Source organism: Aureicoccus marinus (genome assembly GCF_002954325.1).
In the GTDB taxonomy this organism is placed as follows: Bacteria; Bacteroidota; Bacteroidia; order Flavobacteriales; family Flavobacteriaceae; genus Aureicoccus; species Aureicoccus marinus.
On sequence record NZ_MQVX01000001.1, the window covers coordinates 1779741 to 1798067 of the forward strand.

Here is an 18327-nt window from a genome sequence, read left to right on the forward strand (position 1 = left end):
CAGATCACCGCTTAATTCTCCGACATAGCGCAAGACTTGCCCGGATTCTAAGGCTGACTTCTTTTTGGCCAAGTTCATTCACTTCCTCAATACGCCGAAAAAAATCGTTCTTATCGATCTGTTGAAGCGATGTGGGAACAAGGCTTTCGACCTCCACTTCTTCGATTTCATTCTCGAGCTGTAATTCGCGAGCCAGAATCAACAACTTGCGAGCGACGTCCCGCCCACTTAAATCTTCCCGGGGATCCGGTTCGGTATAGCCGGCTTCTAAGGCCTTGAGTACGGCTTCGGAAAAGGGAATATCCCGCTGAGAATACTCGCTAAAAATAGCGCCCAAGGAACCCGAAAACACCCCGCGAATCTTGGTGATATTCTCACCCGATTCATGCAGCAGTCGTATCGTATCGATTAGAGGTAAACCCGCCCCCACGTTGGTCTCGTAGAGGTAACTCTTTCGGTTCTGCTGAAGGGTAGCCCTCAGGGTTTTGTAAAAGCCATAATCCTGTGTATTCGCCAGTTTATTGGACGAAATCAAATCAAAGCCTCTTTCGGCCAGCTCCTCGTAGCGGTGAATCAAGGTTTCACTGGCAGTGTTATCAATGGCCACTAAATTCTCAAAAGCACCCTTCTCGACAAAGCGAAGTAAATCACTCCACTGGTAAGGCTGTGCCTTTTCCTCAAACTGTTCTCTCCAGGGTGAGCTAACGCCTTCTTCGGCGAATAAAGCTTGTCGCGAATTAAGAATACCGATCACCCGAAGATCAATGTTCTTTTTCTCACGCAAAACCGTAGCTTCTTCCAAGAGCTGATCCAACAAGGTGGCCCCGACTTGTCCTTTGCCAAAGCAGAGCAAGTTGACGCGCTTTGCCGTGCCGTACAATTCGCCGTGCACCACGCGCAGGGCTTTAACCGCTTCCTCTTGTTTAAAAACCAGCCCCAACTGTCTTCCCGAAGGAGAATTATTAAAGAGTAAAGGCGTCAATTGATTCCGAACCAAGGCCCGATAAGGCCGGTAAAAAGAACCCGCATCCTCTCCGACCACAGAGAGAATAGAAACCGGTTCGATGCGCTGAATTTGAGCAACATCATCACTGCCCAAATCAATGTGAAACTCCTTCTCCAAAAGCTGATGAGCCCGCTCCGCATCTGAACGCTGAACAACAAGGCCAATACCCCGTTCGCTCGCCCCTTGAGAAATCACGCTGACGCTGATCCGGTGTTCGGCCAGGACCGAAAAAATACGGGCGTCTACCCCCACCTTATCCAGGAGTCCACGACCTTCTAAAAGCAAGAGAGCATTGCCGTTCAAAAGACTCACCGCCTTGATTTCTTCTTCTTTGGCCTCTGCCGAAATCCTTGTTCCGGGGCTGCGCTGGTTAAAGGTGTTTAAAATGTGGAGTGGAATATTCTTTTCTAAAAGTGGAATAATGGTCTTGGCATGCAGAATATTCGCTCCAAACTGAACCAATTCATTCGCCTCTTCAAAAGAAAGTTGGCGAATTAATCGCGCTTCTTCCACCTGGTCTGGGGGAGCTGAAAAGAGTCCGTCGACATGGGTGTAATTCAAAACCTCCTCCGCATTTAAAAAGTTGGCAATCAAGGCAGCGGTGTAGTTACTCCCATTCCTTCCCAGGGTGGTGGTATGTCCTTCAGGGCTCGCCCCAATAAAGCCGGTTACCACGGGAATACTCTTGGATGGAATATCCTTGTAACAAGCCGTCCAGTATTTTTTCGAAAGCCCTAAATCCACCTTGGCCTCCTCATAACGGGAATCGGTCGTCAGAAAAGAGCGGGCATCCACCAAAGAAGCCGGAATACCTCGGTCATTGAGAGCGGCCGCAAATAATCGGGCCGAAAGCAACTCTCCGTAAGAAAGCACTTCCGCCTGATCCCGTTCTGTATACCTTTTCTGTACTTGAATTTGCCGGAGTTTGGTTTCGAGCTGTTGCAACTCCCGTGTCAGCACAGCACCCGTATCCGGAAGGCTTTGGTAATCAGCAAATTCATTCCACAACTGATCGATATTTCCCCCAATAGATGCCTCGGCCAACAAGCGCTCCAATTGATCGGTTGATCGTCCCCTGGCCGAAAGCACCAAAACCAGGTCCTGCCCTTTTTGGTAACGGTCCGAAACAATATCCAACACCCTTTCTAAGCCCTTCTCATTCTGCAAAGACTTCCCGCCAAATTTTACAACCTTCACTCCCTGAGTGAGCTCGGGGGTTCTAAAAACCTCTTTGAGTAACTCACTCAATTGATCAAACTCTATTAAAAAGGCATCGTGCCCATGCAAGGACTCTATTTCGCCATAGGTTACCTGAGCTTGGGATTGCGCCAGATGCCGGTAAGTATGCTTGTTCTCGGCCGCGGTAAAAAAGAGATCAGAATTGACCCCTACGATGTGAATCTTAAGTTGCTGCCCTTCAAACAATCGACTGATATCCTTGGAATCCTGGGTGATATCTATGGTCTTCAAGAGTTGATTCATCAGATGATAAGCCGATAGCTGAAAACGATCCTGTAGCTTATCTCCATGATGCAAAAGCCAGGTTTCGACATTGAACAACTGCACCTCTTCATTCGTACTGCGCTGAAAGCGCTGATTAAAAGACTCCGGGGTGCGGTAACACATCATGGCATGCATGCGAGCATCGTGTACCGGTTGGGAACTGTTCGACAGGATCTGCTCCTGAATCTGGCAGTTGGCGATCAACCAATCAGTCGATTTCCAATCGGTAGCCACGGGGATCAAATGCTTGCAAATAGTAGGTTCTAGAGCCGCCATTTCCCAGGCTATCCCTCCACCCAGGGAACCTCCAATGATGGCGAATAATTGCTCAATTTCGAGCTGCTGCAGTCCCCACAAAAAGAGGCGTGCGATGTCCTGAGCAATAAAGGCTTTGTAGTTCTCAATCAAAAATCCATCATAACCATTCCCTGGAATATTAAAGGCCAATACGGTATAGTAATCCGTATCGATGGTTTTACCAGGGCCTATCAGTTCAGTCCACCAGCCCTTGGGGCCGCTCACTTTTGAATTTCCGGTCAGGGCGTGATTGACCAGGACTACGGGTGCTGTGTAGAGGTCCTGTCCGAACAGTTCATACGACAGCACCAGGTCTTGGGTATATCCGCTCTTGGTGGTAAAGGCGTTGTAATTCAAGGATTTCATAGAAGAGGCCTTGTTTGTTTGAGATGTTTAAACCAATACAGTTCGATCGATCGTGGCAAAAGCAGCCTCCAGATCGGCTTTTAGATCCGAGATATCTTCCAGTCCAACCGACAGGCGAATCAGATCCTTGGTCACTCCCGTAGAAAGCTGGGCCTCATCTGTCAATTGCTGGTGGGTGGTGCTGGCCGGATGAATGATCAAAGACTTGGTATCCCCGATATTGGCCAACAAAGAGAACAGTTGGGTGTTGTCGGCAATTTTCTTAGCCGAATCGTAGCCGCCTTTAACTCCGAAGGTCAACAGAGCCCCTTGGCCTTTTGGCAAGTAATCCTGAGCTCTTTCGTAGTAAGGACTGCTGGTTAATCCAGGGTAGTTCACCCATTCCACTTCCTCTCTGCTCTGTAACCATTGAGCTAAGGCCAGGGCATTCTCGCTGTGTTGCTTCAAACGGATCGGCAGTGTTTCGAGACCTTGTAGAATTTGGAAGGCATTGAACGGACTCAAAGCAGCCCCAAAATCGCGTAGCCCCTCAATTCGTGCTTTGGCGATAAAGGCGGCATTGCCCAAAGCTTCGTGGTAAACCAAACCGTGGTAACCCGGTGATGGCTCTGTAAACTCTGGGAACTTTCCGCTGGACCAATCAAAGGTGCCCGCATCGATGATGGCTCCCCCTAGGGCAGTCCCGTTTCCGTTGATGAATTTGGTCAGGGAGTGAATAACAATATTGGCTCCGTGTTCAATTGGATTGAGCAGCGCAGGGGAGGCCACGGTATTATCCACAATAAAGGGCACCTTGGCTTCCTTGGCCACCTCGGCAATTCCTCTAAGATCGATAACATCCAGTTTTGGATTCCCTAGTGATTCCGCAAAAACCACACGGGTGTTTTCTTGAATAGCGTCCTTGAAGTTTTGAGGATCATCGGGATTTACCCAAGTGGTGGTAATGCCCAGTCGGGGCAAGGTTACATCCAATAGATTGTAGGTTCCCCCGTACACGCTGTTGGAGGCCACAATGTGGTCCCCTGCTCTGAGCAGCACCAAAAGGGCTGTATTCAGAGCCGAGGTACCGGAAGAGGTTACTACGGAAGCAATACCACCTTCCAAAGCGGCCAAGCGCTGTTCCAGGATGTCATTGGTCGGGTTGTTGATTCGGGTATAGATGTTTCCGAACTCCTGAAGCGAAAATAGATTCGCCGCGTGATCGGAATCATTGAACACGTAAGCTGTACTTTGATAAATGGGTACAGCGCGGGTTCCACCGTTCGCTTTAACGTCGTGCCCAGCATGGAGGGCGTTTGTTGAAAATTTTGATTGACTCATGATTTCTTTTTTAATTTATTTCCTAGTAATCTTATAGGATTATCAGAAATCAAGAGAAGGGAAGGCAGTATAAAACTGCTTGGGTTGTTATCTATCCTTATGGGTAGAATGTAGCACCTTCTTTGTAGGAGAACAAAGGGTTGCTAAGGCTTCGCAGGGTCTAGTCCCTCCACCTTTCTTGATAACTTAACAATACCTGTAATGAACTTTTCGAAAGCCAAATATAGAACGCAATTCTAATTCTGACCTAACTTTTTTATTTTTTATGAATTATTTGAGACCGAAGGCGTCTTTCACACGGTCCACATAATCCAGTTTTTCCCAAGTGAAAAACTCCACTTGCTTTTCTACTTTTCCGTTGTAAGGAGACTCGAATACGCGGGTCTCGCTGTGTGGTTCACGCCCCATATGTCCATAGGCTGCACTGGCTTCATAAATGGGGTTTCGAAGCTGTAAACGCTCCTCGACGGCGAAAGGACGCATATCAAAAATCTCTTGTACCTTTTCTGCAATAGCACCGTCATTTAAATCGACCTTGGCCTTGCCATAGGTATCGATAAAAATCGATGTCGGCTCCACAACTCCAATGGCGTAACTCACCTGAACCAACACCTCATCAGACACTCCCGCAGCGACTAAATTTTTGGCAATGTGGCGCGAAGCATAGGCAGCGCTTCTGTCCACCTTACTCGGGTCTTTTCCACTAAAGGCACCTCCACCATGTGCTCCCTTACCGCCGTAGGTATCCACAATAATCTTGCGCCCGGTCAGTCCGGTATCGCCATGAGGTCCACCAATCACAAACTTCCCCGTGGGGTTGATGTGGTAGGTGATTTCTGAGTCAAAAAGGGGACGCAAATTAGCCGGTAATTGCTCAACCACCAGCGGAATCAAAATTTCAATGATGTCTTTTTTGATTCGCGCTAACATGGCCTCATCCTCGTCAAATGCATCGTGTTGGGTCGAAACGACGATGGTATCGATGCGTTGAGGAGTATCGTCATCAGCGTATTCGATGGTCACCTGAGCCTTGGAATCAGGACGCAAATAATTCATACGCTCATCCGTACGTCTTAAATCTGCCAAAACGGTCAAGATACGGTGCGAAATATCCAAGGCCAAGGGCATATAATTAGGGGTTTCTTTGGTCGCATAACCAAACATCATCCCTTGATCTCCTGCTCCTTGTTCCTCCTTATTGGCGCGATCTACCCCTTGATTGATGTCTTGGGATTGCTCGTGTATCAAAGAAATGACCCCACAGGAGTCTCCACTGAATTGATACTCCCCTTTGGTGTACCCAATGCGGTTAATAACATCCCGTGCAATCTGTTGAACATCAAGGTAGGTATTGCTCTTTACCTCACCGGCTAAGACGACTTGTCCGGTGGTAACCAAGGTTTCGCATGCCACCTTGCTGTCTGGATCAAAGGCAAGAAAATGATCGAGTAAGGCATCGCTAATCTGGTCGGCAATTTTATCCGGGTGGCCTTCGCTGACCGATTCGGACGTAAAGAGATATGGCATATCAGTACTTTATCAGCAGATTTGACGAGAGTCAGCAGGAAAGATTACGCTTCCGAAGAGAAGAAATCACTGCTTTAGCATTTTTTCCAGAGGTTGCAATCAGTCAAATCTGTCCTCTATTTTTAAACTGGCACAAAATTAAGGGAATTCATCGGCCTCCACAAAAAAGAAAACCCGGCAAAGAGCCGGGTTTTTTCTTGGGGTAGAGTTTAACTCTTGAACTTCCTGATCGCGGAAGTGGTTTTTTCTACATTTCGGATCATTTGGGCTCTCAGCTCCGTAGTGTCTTTGGTTTGTCCACTAACCGCTACACGCAGGCGAGGAATCGTCATAATGACGTCTTTTTCGTTTTTCACCTTGTAGTTCTTCAAGACAACTGCCACCTCAATAGAATCCTGGGCAGCATTTTCCTTAAAGACACCAAAAATGTCATCCCAATCTACTTCATTCATCTCTTTCACCGTGTCCACCGTGAATTCTACTTTTTGAATGACTGTTTTAGAGGTAGCAAATTGAACTTCTTCTTTTTTGTCCTGGGCTTTAAGCTGAGTGGATACAAGTAAGACTACAAAGGCAATTAAAGCATTTTTCATTTGGATTGTTTTTTAGATTACGAGTCAAAATTGCCCTTTGAACCTTAGTGCATGGGTTAACCAACGTTAACGAGTGTTAAGCCTGCCAATAAAGACAATACTATCCTTAGTACTTTAGAGGCGTGAAGAAAGTCAAACAACACTGGATCGTCCTGGCAATAGCCCTGACAATGGTTTTAACCTTGGGGACCCAATACTATTGGAATGCTATTCATTTTGAAGAAAATCGCGTTCGTGTGCTACAAGACATACAAAAAGATCTTGATCAAGCTGTAATGAACTATTACCAGCGAACCAGTGCGGCCTTCTCTTACACCCTTATCGACACCCGGTCCGAAGAAGAACAAAAAGAGAATCAACTCGCCATGTACGAGTTGGTTCAAATGGACTCCATGAGCAGGTATTTCGGAGACAAGCAAAATCACAAAATGGGCGAGTATGATTTGGGACTAAAAGAGGCCATCGTGGATTTAGAAGGATTTACCCTTGTTAGAGGTAAAACCATTTTAGAAACCCGTCCGGACCTCAAGCAGTTCACTAACCGCATGAGTTGGACAGTACATTCTGATTCCATTCCCCTTTTTGTCTTAGAACAAGAAGTAGAAAAACTGCAAACGGATGGGAAATTTGACTATTCCTACCAGCTGAGCTATTATAAAAAAGACAGTCTAATTATTCAATCTCAGCCTATCGAAGTTGAAGAAGTCCTGATATCTCGAAGTAAATTTCTTCCGGAAAATGACCATATTGAACTCGGCGTAAATTTACCCCCAAACAGTCTCTTTAAAAAAGGGCTCTTAGGCATTGTTTTATCTGTCATCCTCTCGGCCACCGTCCTCTTCTGCCTATTATACTTGTTGCGCACCATCGCTCGCCAGAAAAAAATCTCAGAAATCAAGGACGACTTTATCGGTAACCTCACCCACGAATTCAAAACACCCATTGCCACCGCTTCTGCGGCCCTGCAGGCACTCAATCAGACGGAGGCCGCCAAAGAAGATAGTCTGCTTCAACGCTACACAGGAATCGCTCAAGGTCAGTTGGACAAACTCAATCAGATGGTAGAAAAATTACTGGAAACCGCTTCCCTTCATGCGGAAGAAGTACAGCTGGCCAAAGAAGAAGTGAATGTTGTAGACTACACTAAAGACTGGCTGGAAAGATTAAAAGAACGCAAACCTCAAGGCAGTTTAGTCCTTCAATTTGAGGAGGGGCTTTCATCCTATTCTCTTGACCGTTTTCATTTCGAAAATGCCTTGTCCAATATCATTGAAAACGCTTTTAAATACGGTAAGCCTCCTGTACAAGTCGCTTTTAGTGCAAAAGGAAAATCCCTTTGCATTACCATCACGGATCAAGGTCATGGAATACCCAAAGAAGAGCAAGAGCGAATCTTCGAAAAATTCTACAGGATTCCTTCAGGTAACCGCCACGATGTCAAGGGCCACGGAATAGGACTCTACTACGCCAAGACCATCATCGAAAAACACCAAGGTCAGCTCCGTTACAGTGGAGATGAGCAGACCACCCAATTCGAAATTCTTCTTCCATGAGCACCTCTACTAGACTTCTTTTGGCCGAAGACGAAGAAACCCTCGGAGGCCTGGTTGCTGAGTATCTATCAACGCAGGGCTTTGAGGTGGAGTGGGCCAAGAACGGACAGGAAGCTCTCGAACTCTACCTGAGCCAGAAGCCGGACTTGCTTATTCTCGATATTATGATGCCTCGATTGGACGGACTGGAAGTAGCCAAAAAGGTGCGCATGGACAATGCACAGGTGCCCATTATTTTTCTTACCGCTAAAAGCCAATCGAAAGACGTTGTGGCAGGTTTTAAGGCCGGAGCAAATGACTACCTCAAAAAGCCTTTCAGCATGGAAGAGCTCAAGGTACGGACCGAAGCCCTACTGGGTCGTTTGCAAACAGAAGTGAAAACCGAAAGCCACACGATTGGACGTTGGACCTTCAATCACATTAAGCAAGAACTCAGTATGCCGGAACAACAAATCGCACTCACTCATCGAGAAGCCGAGCTTTTGTTCTATTTGGTTCAAAATAAGAACGAGGTCCTCGACCGTTCCTTTATCCTTAAAAAACTCTGGGGGGATGATGACTTTTTTTCGGCCCGAAGTATGGACGTCTTTATCAGTAAGTTAAGAAAAAAGCTCAAAGCCGACCCCGACGTTCAAATCCTGAACGTGCGAGGTCTGGGCTATAAATTGCTTTGTTAGAGATCGTATTTGATCTTGAAGTAAATATAGCGCGGTTGCACTAAATACTGAGAAGTACGGAAAAACAGGTCGTTAAAGCTGTCCTGGTTCAAATCGGTATTATTCGTCAGGTTCGTCCCATTCAAACTAAATTCCCAATGACTATCGGGCTTTTGATACGAAAGACTGGCATTTAAAAATCCGTACTCATTTTCGATGGTGCCCGCTTTATCCCGGTAATTGAAGTAATCGTAATCGGCCAAAAAGATAAACCCATTCAAGAAAGAGGCATCAAATTTTACAAAAGGACGATCCGTGTAAAAAGTACTTTCAATGGCCCCGTTCTCGTAATTGTTGATGTTGTAGCGGTATCCGATCTCTAGGTTTGGTGCCTTGCGGAAACTACTGCCCAAAGAAGCCGTATAGTCCTGGGTCAGCGAGCGTGAGTTCTGGGCCTGATCATTAATGATGTTGAAGGTGTTGGACCAGAAAACCGTGGCCCGTGTAGATACCTTTATCTTCCCAAATGTACGTTGAAAGCTCCCGGTCCCACTCAGGGTTTCGTCCTCTAGGTTCGAATTGATCGTCGTATTCACCTGGTTGATACCTCTGATGGCTGTGCTGCTTTTGAAAGCATCAATACGTCGGCTGTAGCTGGCATTGGCAAAAATGTTCTGCAAGTTGAACATATTGAAACTGAAGAAATTCAAGGACACATTGTGGTAGAGGGCACTCTCCAGGTCTCGGTTCCCCGAATACAGGGCGTTGTAATTATTGAAAATAAGGCCCTGAGCAAAACTGTTGATGTCCGAAAAATTTCGGGTTACACGGTAATTAAGGCGCAAACTCTCGGATTGCTTCCACTGCCAATTGATAAAGAGATCTGGTACCACATTGGTCAATTCATCGGTCACCGATGTACCCAATTGGCGGTTCGTCGCTCTATATTGGTGGACGAAGAATCCCGGATTGATCGTAAACTTGCCAGCGATCAGTTTTAGATGCAATCCGGCGAATAAATCCGAAAAGTCAAAGCGGACATCGTTGCCCAATTCTGCCTCCTCAAATTCCAACTCCCCTCCTCCATCGAGGATTTGAAATATTCGGGAATCAAAATCCTGCGAACTCTGGGTTGTTCCTAAGGTGAAGTTCAGATTGCTTTTAGCACCAGTCACCCAAAAGTAATCTAGCTTGGCATCGATGCGATTGGTCTTAACCCGTTGGGCCTGGTTGATATCGAAGTTACTTTGCCCTGCATCAAAAGGAATGGTCCCTGCAAAAGGCTGCTGGTCTCGAATCGCCTCGTAAAAAGGATCCTCCTCGCCAGTTTGAGACTCAATTTCAAGCGCAAAAATATGCTTGAGGTTCAGGGTGTAGTACATATTGGAATTCTGTGTCAGCGTATAAGGCTGTTGATCCTGAACTTCCTGAATCTCATCAGTCACATCTGCCACCGAAAGGGTATTGGTGTCTTCATTTTCATTACTCAAACGAAGAAGAGCATCGTACTCCCACTGAAAATTGGATGAAGGATTAAAACTCGAATTGAGTTTGATCAGCCCTAATTTGGATCGCTGGTCAGCTGAGGTCGTGGTTTGTTCCATTTGCCCACTACTGATGAATTGACGGGTTGCAACCGTTTCTAGGAGTGTATTGCTGTAGGAGTAAATTCCAAACCCACTTAAGCGCCAGCTGTTGCTGGGCTTGTAACTGAAATTAACCGCGCCAAACTTGGTGTTGATTTCTTTGGCCCGATTGTTTTGCAACAAGGAAAGCCCTAAACCACCCCCTGAGGTAGTAAAACTGGTCCCTGTATTTTGCTGAGTTCCCCCTCTAAAACCTCCGGTAAAGTTCCAGTAATCCCTTGAAGTAAAAGGCAACTCGCCCACATTATTCAAATCGGTGAGTACGCTTACACTGTACTTAGGGCTGTAGTAAAACAGTTTGGGATGGACCACGTAACGTTCATCTGCTCCCCCACCTGCTGTAATTTCTCCGAACCAGAACTTCTTCTTTCCTTCCTTCAATTTGATATTCAAAGCGATGTTATCCTGGTTATTGGTGACTCCTTTGAGCTGAGAGACCTCGGAATAATTACGTAAGACCTCTACCTTGTCCAAGGCGTTGGCCGGGATGTTTTTGGATGCCAATTTGGAATCTCCGTCAAAGAAGTCTTCTCCTTCAACCATGACCTTAGATACGCGTTTACCCTCCACTTCGATTTCTCCGTCGTCATTGACTTCTACCCCTGGAAGTTTCTCGAGAACGTCCGCCAGTTTTTTCTCGGTTCCTGAAACAAAGGAATCCGTATTGTAAACAAGGGTATCTCCCTTAATGGTAATGGGAATCTCGTAGGTCACCTCCACCTCATCCAAGTTCTGTGTTGCTTCCAGCATGGTCACATTCAAAATGATGTCTTCCGTATTGGTCGTGATGGTGAACTCCTTGGGCGCAAAACCCAGGTAACTGAATTTGATTTTATAAGAATTGTTCGCTTTGAGATTGATTTTATATTCCCCTTGTGGGTTCGTAATCCCGAAGGCTTCAAGGGCTTGATCTTTTTGATTGACCGCAACCACGTTGGCCACATCGAGAGGGTTCTGTAAACTATCACTTACCTTTCCGGTAAGGGTTATGGATTGAGCAGAAAGTCCCGTACAAGCCAGCAATACGATGAGGCTTGCCCATAGAGTGAGCTTATTTTTCATAAGGCCTATCCGCGAATTCTGATGGTGTTTCCTCCTCCTCTGCGGTTTCCTCCTCGGAAGCGCTCAGACATCTCTTCCATCTTATCAGCCATGATTTTGTTGTACTCCTCTTGGCTGACCACCTTGCCCTTCTTAGGTGCCGCAATGGGCTTCTTCTCTTCGGGGTTCAAGGTAATCTTCGTACAGAGAAGTGCGGTACGACCATCGCTTACTTCCAGGATGAGGCCGGGAAGTCCCCAATAAGGACCCGGGCCTTGACTTACCGGGATCTCCGGAGTAAACCAAGCGGTAATAACATCTTCTGTAGGCTCCTTTTCGATTCGACTGAGCAAAGAATTGTTCTCTGTACTGTCTTTTTGAATGCTGTCCTTTGCCGTTTCTCCTTCTTGTCCACGACGTCCTCTCTGCCCTCGGCGAGCCATTCGACGGAAGCGCTGCATCATAGTGGTATCGCGCTTACGGATGGCCGTAGCCTTGTAGCAGGTGTAGTTCCCAATCTTCTTGGTTTCAGTCCCCATTTTCCACTCCCATTGATTCAGACTGTCCGAGACCAAAAAGATCTTGCCGAATAATTCGGTCTGATTCTTAAAAGCCTTTTCCTGTACATTCTTGTAGTAGATGCCATAACTACCGGCAAAAGCCATTCTGAATCCACCACCAGCTGCAGCACCCGGAGTTTCTAATTTGGCCTGCTCTTGGTAGACACTTCCTGTGCGATCAAAATCCAAATCGAAGGTTTTCTCTGAAAATTCCTTCATGCGTTTCATGATCATTTCTTTTTGAGCAGCCGGAATATTCCGACCGTCCAGATCCATTTCGATTTTGGTCTTACTCATGTAAACAGCCTTCCCTTGGAAGTCCTGAGCATTCACCGAAAAATAAGTAAGAAAAACCAAGGTGAAAACGGTCACTAATCCCTTGGCACGAAAAAGGTGTAAAATTGATGTCATATGATGTTTATTACTGGAATGTGACTAATGTATTTGCTTTTGGTTTAAGGGGGACTTAAAAAAATGGTAAAATCCTGCTTTTCCGTCCTAAAGAGAACTCGTATCTTGGACCCTCTTATGGTCACCCCATCGGTGATCGCACCCTAAATTAGAACTTATGCACATTGCCGTAGCTGGAAACATCGGAGCTGGAAAGACCACCCTAACTACTTTGCTCGCCAAGCACTTCAAGTGGGAAGCGCATTTCGAAGACGTAGTGGACAACCCGTATTTGGATGATTTTTACACCCAAATGGAAAGGTGGAGTTTCAACCTTCAAATCTACTTTTTGGGTTCCCGTTACGAACAAGTACTCAAAATCCGCGAGAGTGGCAAGAACGTCATCCAGGACCGAACCATTTACGAGGATGCGCACATCTTTGCTCCCAACCTCCATGCCATGGGGTTGATGACCAACCGGGATTTTGAGAATTACAAGAATCTTTTTGAGCTGATGGAGAGTCTGGTACAGCCACCGGATTTATTGATCTACCTACGCAGTTCTATTCCCAATTTGGTGAAGCAGATCCACAACCGTGGGCGGGATTACGAAAACACCATCTCCATCGATTACCTCAGCCGCCTTAACGAGCGCTACGAGGCCTGGATCGATACCTATACCCAAGGCAAGCTCCTGGTCTTTGATGTAGACAACCTGGACTTTGTCAATAACCCGGAAGACTTGGGCTCTGTGATTACCCGAATTGATGCCGAGGTACACGGTCTTTTCGAAGTCTAATCCCTCAAAAAAAGACACAAAAAAACCGCGCCAATGGCGCGGTTTTTTTCGTTCGGATTGGGCTTAGATGCCTTTTCCATTTTTGTAGTCTTCTACGTGTTGCTCCACCTCTTCACGGGTGTCGCCTTTAAAGGTTACCTTTTCTTCTACAGGCTCTCCTCCTTGACTGTAGCTGGTCTCAACAACCGCCTGGAACTTGCCGTCAACCGTGTTAGACATTTCTACACTGATTTGCTTTTGGATCTCGCGAACCTCTTTCATTCCTTCCGTAGTGATCGCAATTTCAGTTCCGTCAGGACGGGTGATAGAAACAGCAGAATCATCATCCAAAGAAACCAAACTTGGAGCGATAACAAGCGCAACAACAGACATCAATTTCAAAAGGATGTTCAAAGAAGGTCCTGAAGTATCCTTGAATGGATCTCCTACGGTATCTCCAACTACAGCTGCCTTGTGAGCGTCAGAACCTTTGCGGCCTTCACTCTCGATCGTCTTCTTCGCGTTATCCCAAGCTCCACCAGCATTTGATTGGAAGATCGCCATCAATACACCAGCAGTGGTTACTCCGGCCAAAAGACCTCCGAGCATTTCCGCTCCACCGATGAATCCTACGAGTACAGGAACAACAATAGCCAAAAGACCTGGCAATACCATTTCTTTGATCGAAGCCTTGGTTGAAATCTCAACACATTTATCGTATTCAGCAACACCATCAGCCGCATCAAAAATCTTGCGATCCTCTGGAGTGGCTTTGGTGATATCAGAATCGTATTTTCTCATGATTTCCAAGGCATCTTTAAGTGCAGGAATATCACGGAACTGACGACGTACTTCCTCGATCATCGCCATGGCCGCACGACCTACCGCGTTCATCGAAAGGGCAGAGAATACAAATGGCAACATACCTCCGACAAGAAGTCCAGCCATAATGTCTGGCTGAGAAACGTCGATACTTTGGATTTTGGCCGTCTTCATAAAGGCCGCAAACAAAGCCAATGCAGTCAGCGCAGCAGAAGCAATGGCGAAACCTTTACCAATCGCTGCAGTGGTGTTCCCTACTGCATCCAATTTATCAGTACGCTCGCGAACCTCGCTTGGCAATTCAGCCATCTCCGCGATACCACCAGCGTTATCAGAAATAGGTCCATAAGCATCAACAGCCAACTGGATACCGGTGTTCGCTAGCATACCTACCGCAGCAATAGCGATACCGTAGAGTCCAGCGAAGTAGTGAGAAACCAAAATCGCAGCAGCGATCAAGATGATCGGGATAGCCGTAGACATCATCCCTACTCCAAGTCCTGCAATAATGTTGGTTGCAGCACCTGTATTGGATTGCTTAACAATATCGTTTACAGGTTTTGTTCCTGTTCCTGTGTAGTATTCTGTAACCTTACCAACCAAAAGACCGGCTACAAGACCAGCGATAGTCGCCCAGAAAACACCCATAGCGGTGTACTCTGTTCCAGCTTCCGTCCAGCTTTCTGGAAGCATATTGGTAATCAAGAAGAAAGAAGCGATCAACATCAATAATGCAGACCCAAATTCTCCAACATTCAAAGCGGTTTGTGGGTTTCCTCCGTCCTTTACACGAACAAAGAATGTACCGATGATAGACATCACGATTCCAACAGCAGCAAGAGCCATAGGCAAGTAAACGGCCCCAAGTCCGTCAAAGCTTCCTTGGAACTCAGGAAGAACAGCAAAGCTGGCTCCCAAAACCATGGTACCGATGATGGATCCAACATAAGATTCAAAAAGGTCAGCTCCCATACCGGCAACGTCCCCAACGTTGTCCCCAACGTTGTCTGCAATGGTCGCAGGGTTTAGCGGGTGATCCTCAGGAATACCGGCTTCTACTTTACCAACAAGGTCAGCTCCAACGTCAGCAGCTTTGGTGTAGATACCACCACCCACCCGGGCGAAAAGTGCAATAGAAGAAGCTCCAAGAGAGAATCCGGAAAGTACGTTTAGTACTTCACCAATACCCCAGCCCATTGTGCCGTAAATAGCGAAAAGACCACTAAGACCTAATACCCCAAGACCAACAACACCGAGACCCATAACGGCTCCCCCGGCGAAGGCTACTTCAAGGGCTTTCCCTAGGGAAGTTCGAGCTGCTTGCGTGGTACGGACATTGGCTTTGGTTGCGACCTTCATTCCGATGAATCCAGCCAATGCAGAACAAATGGCTCCAACGATAAACGAGACGGCTACAACACCATTGGATCCTTCTTCATTTTCTCCTTTGAAGAAAAGTAAAATGGCCACGGCGGCAACAAAAATGGCAAGAATCTTGTATTCTGCCTTGAGAAAAGACATGGCTCCATCAGCGATGTTCTTGGCAATACCTGCCATTTTTGCATCACCTTCTGATTGTTTGGATACCCATGAATTCTTAATAAACACATAGATGAGGCCTAATAAACCGAAGGCCCACAAATAAGGTACGAGTGCTTCCATAAGGATTTAGTCTAGTAAAAAAATTAGGTTTTTTTTAATGCCTGCAAAAGTAGTAAAATATGCACACAACCTTGATTTTTTAGAAACTAAATCCAAAGCTTCCGGTCACCCCAAATCGACGGGCATCTGGATTGTCGAGGTAATTCCCTCTAAAATTGAAATCCAAGCGGAATATTTTGAAGATGTTCCCCACACCGAAAGAATACTCCCAATACGGTCGGTCAGAGGGCGCTTGCAAGGGAATATTGGTCGGAGCACTCAAGGCGATATTGCCTTGAGAGAGTTCACCCCAGGCCGCCCGGAAGCCGACGATCTCCCGTAGATTAAGTTTCCTCAAAAAAGGAAGCCGTGAAAAAAGCCGTCCATTGAAGTTGTGTTCCAAATGCAGGGTCGCATAGGTGTCGGTGACAAATTCGTAGAAATCCAGATTGGGAAAGGTCTTGTACAGAGAGAAAACGGTTTGGTTCCCTGGGATGACACTGAGCAGTCCCAAAGGCACTTCCCCATAAGTTTTACCTAATTCCAGGGTAGAAGTCAATCGGCCGAAACCGCCGATCTGCCAAGGCTGGGTAATAGACAACTGTACCCGTTCGTAATTAAAGTCACTACCCAAAAATCCAGAAACTCCTTTGGAGTAGTTCACCAGAAAGGTGGGGAAAGGATCATCTATTGTAATGGGTTCCACCCCATAGCCAATAGTCCTTCTTCCCGGGGTATAGATTAAGGTGGTGTTCAGATCCATTTGTTGTAAGGAAGAAGAAACCCCTCCCGGCGCTTCCGGATCGACATAGTCCAAACTGAATTCGTCTGGCAAGGCCGAACTCAAACTCCGGAATGTACTTCCAACTCGGACCCTAAAGTTCTTTACCGGTTGCCACTCGAGGTTGAAGGTACTTAAGTTGATGTTGGTCAATCGGTTGTTGTTCCCTACGGTGACAATGGCGGATGAAGCAATACTGCGACCCAGTACGTCCTGGGTGCTGGTCAGACTCAAGCCCAATTGCTCAATATCTCGCCGGTTCCCCGCCGATAAGATGAGCCGTTGTTTTCGGTCCAAGAGCACCTTGGCCGAGAAGCCATGTTTGAATTTATCGTCCTTAAAACCGTAAGCGGTATATCCCTCTAGGCGCCAGGTGTCGTTTTGCCCAAAATAGGTTCGTCCCCCCACCCGCAAGCGTATACCTTCCGCCTGGTTGTTACCGAAAGTACTGTAGACATCCCCGATATCCAGGTTCCATTTATCAACCTCTATATAACCCGATCCCAAAATACTGACTAGGTTGTAATAGGTTTTGAACTTGGGCACCGTGTTGAGCGTATCCAATAGGGTAAATATGCCCACTTCGTCCTTATTGAGCTGCTCCAGTCGGGCATTGGCCCAAAAGGTGCTGTCCCGGTTAAACAGTCGGGGATCATAAGGATCGCTTTGTTTCTTGTAGAACTCGTCAGGCTTCTTCTGGTTGAATTGATAATTATCGTAAACCGTAGTCCGTTTTCCGTAAATCCCACGAGCATCCTCTTTTTTAGAGAAACTGAAATCACTTAACATATAATCCCGCTTGAGCAGAAAAACGGAGTCGTTCAGAACCTCAAATTCCTGAGCGATATAGATTTCTTTGACCCAGTTGATATTGGCGCTTTTGGTTACTGCCAAATTGATTTTCTTGATCGCATAGGTCGAATCGTTCACCCAAAAATCCCCTTTGAAGGTGAGTTCATTTTTCCGGCGTGGGTAATAGACAATATTGTAACACCATTTGTTGTCGATAAAGGCGCTGTCGTTCAGCACGTAGTTATACACATCCACTCCGGTGCGCGAGAGCGGGCTGGTAAAACTCTTATCAAAAAACTTGAGGTAGTTGTCGTAGATATTGTAATCCGAATAGAGATCTTCCACAAAGGCCGTTATCGCCTGGTTGCCTTCGAATCCGGAATTCTTATTTCCGCGGACATCAACCCGTTCTTTACCTAGAGGGTTGTTACCGTAAACTCTTTCGGAAACCTCATTCAAAAAGAAAGGCAGGTAGGTCTTCCCCGTTATTCGGGAGGTATCGAGGTCATCAAAAATAAATTCCATTCCCCTGAACATTCGGCTGTTGGCCATGCTGCTGTCGATGGAATTTAAATCGAACTGGATCTTCTCGTATTTGTCGTATTGGTAGTAGGGGTATTTGCGCAACCCGTTGACCTTCTTGTTCTTCCAAATTTTCCGGAGTAAATCAATGGCCGGATTGTTCTTTTTGGATTGCTTCCCGGTGTAGACAATCACCTCCTTCAGGGCCTGGGTCGATTCCTCCAAGCGAATTTCCATTTCGTAGGTAACCGCCTTCACCAATTCAATTTCTTGGAGGGAATAGCCTAGAAAAGAAACACTCAAACGGAAGTAACGCTCCTCACTCTCGAGGTAAAAACGCCCATTTTCATCGGTGATGGTTCCTTCGGTTGTATTGGTAAATAGCACATTTGCGAAGGCGATCGGTTCACCTTGAGTGTCCAACACCTTACCGCTGACCTTGGTTTGCGTCCACGCAGAAAAAAAGGAACAGCATAGCAGCCCCAACAAAAATACTCTCTTCAATGACCCTCTCATAGGTGTTGCATTATTCA

11 protein-coding genes and 1 riboswitch are annotated in these 18327 nt (G+C 46.5%); of the genes, 3 read left to right on the plus strand and 8 right to left on the minus strand.

The features are described 5' to 3' along the window. Positions 1–4: 4 nt before the first annotated feature. From BST99_RS08320 to BST99_RS08340, 4 genes are all read right to left on the minus strand, one after another. Positions 5–3172 (minus strand): aspartate kinase, encoded by a 3168-nt coding sequence (locus tag BST99_RS08320; protein ID WP_317046140.1) that lies wholly within the window; start codon positions 3170–3172, stop codon positions 5–7. Positions 3173–3199: 27 nt separating this feature from the next. Continuing rightward, entirely contained in the window at positions 3200–4492 is a 1293-nt protein-coding gene (locus BST99_RS08330; RefSeq protein ID WP_105001387.1) for an O-acetylhomoserine aminocarboxypropyltransferase/cysteine synthase family protein, read from the minus strand. A gap of 84 nt (positions 4493–4576) precedes the next feature. Continuing rightward, positions 4577–4680, minus strand: a riboswitch (SAM riboswitch). 82 nt (positions 4681–4762) lie between these two features. Continuing rightward, positions 4763–6019, minus strand: coding sequence for a methionine adenosyltransferase (gene metK, locus BST99_RS08335; RefSeq protein WP_105001388.1), 1257 nt, complete (start codon positions 6017–6019; stop codon positions 4763–4765). Between the two features lie 209 nt (positions 6020–6228). After that, the gene (locus tag BST99_RS08340; RefSeq protein WP_105001389.1) at positions 6229–6612 is read right to left on the minus strand and encodes a hypothetical protein; all 384 of its coding nucleotides are present in this window, start codon (positions 6610–6612) and stop codon (positions 6229–6231) included. A gap of 122 nt (positions 6613–6734) precedes the next feature. On the opposite strand from BST99_RS08340, the gene BST99_RS08345 reads away from it, so the two are divergent. Beyond that, the gene (locus BST99_RS08345) at positions 6735–8165 is read left to right on the plus strand and encodes a sensor histidine kinase (RefSeq protein ID WP_105001390.1); all 1431 of its coding nucleotides are present in this window, start codon (positions 6735–6737) and stop codon (positions 8163–8165) included. Then, positions 8162–8842 carry a response regulator transcription factor gene (locus BST99_RS08350; RefSeq protein WP_105001391.1) on the plus strand — a complete coding sequence of 227 codons (681 nt, stop codon included), beginning with the start codon at positions 8162–8164 and terminating at the stop codon, positions 8840–8842. Before BST99_RS08345 ends, BST99_RS08350 begins: the two co-directional genes overlap by 4 nt. On the opposite strand, the gene BST99_RS08355 is transcribed toward BST99_RS08350, so the two are convergent. Next, complete coding sequence (locus tag BST99_RS08355) at positions 8839–11529, minus strand: TonB-dependent receptor (protein WP_105001392.1); 2691 nt, start codon at positions 11527–11529, stop codon at positions 8839–8841. The two genes, BST99_RS08350 and BST99_RS08355, sit on opposite strands and share 4 nt — an antisense overlap. 5 nt (positions 11530–11534) lie before the next feature. Then, positions 11535–12479, minus strand: coding sequence for a GLPGLI family protein (locus tag BST99_RS08360; RefSeq protein ID WP_105001393.1), 945 nt, complete (start codon positions 12477–12479; stop codon positions 11535–11537). 157 nt (positions 12480–12636) lie between these two features. Between BST99_RS08360 and BST99_RS08365 the strand changes: the two genes are divergently transcribed. Further along, positions 12637–13257: a deoxynucleoside kinase gene (locus BST99_RS08365; RefSeq protein ID WP_105001394.1), complete on the plus strand. Its 621-nt coding sequence runs from the start codon at positions 12637–12639 to the stop codon at positions 13255–13257. A 63-nt stretch (positions 13258–13320) separates the two neighbouring features. Here the strand turns inward: BST99_RS08365 and BST99_RS08370 are convergent, their stop codons facing one another. Both BST99_RS08370 and BST99_RS08375 read right to left on the minus strand, forming a co-directional pair. Next, the gene (locus BST99_RS08370; RefSeq protein ID WP_105001395.1) at positions 13321–15720 is read right to left on the minus strand and encodes a sodium-translocating pyrophosphatase; all 2400 of its coding nucleotides are present in this window, start codon (positions 15718–15720) and stop codon (positions 13321–13323) included. A 79-nt stretch (positions 15721–15799) separates the two neighbouring features. Next, positions 15800–18310, minus strand: coding sequence for a DUF5686 and carboxypeptidase-like regulatory domain-containing protein (locus BST99_RS08375; protein ID WP_105001396.1), 2511 nt, complete (start codon positions 18308–18310; stop codon positions 15800–15802). Between the last annotated feature and the right edge of the window lie 17 nt (positions 18311–18327).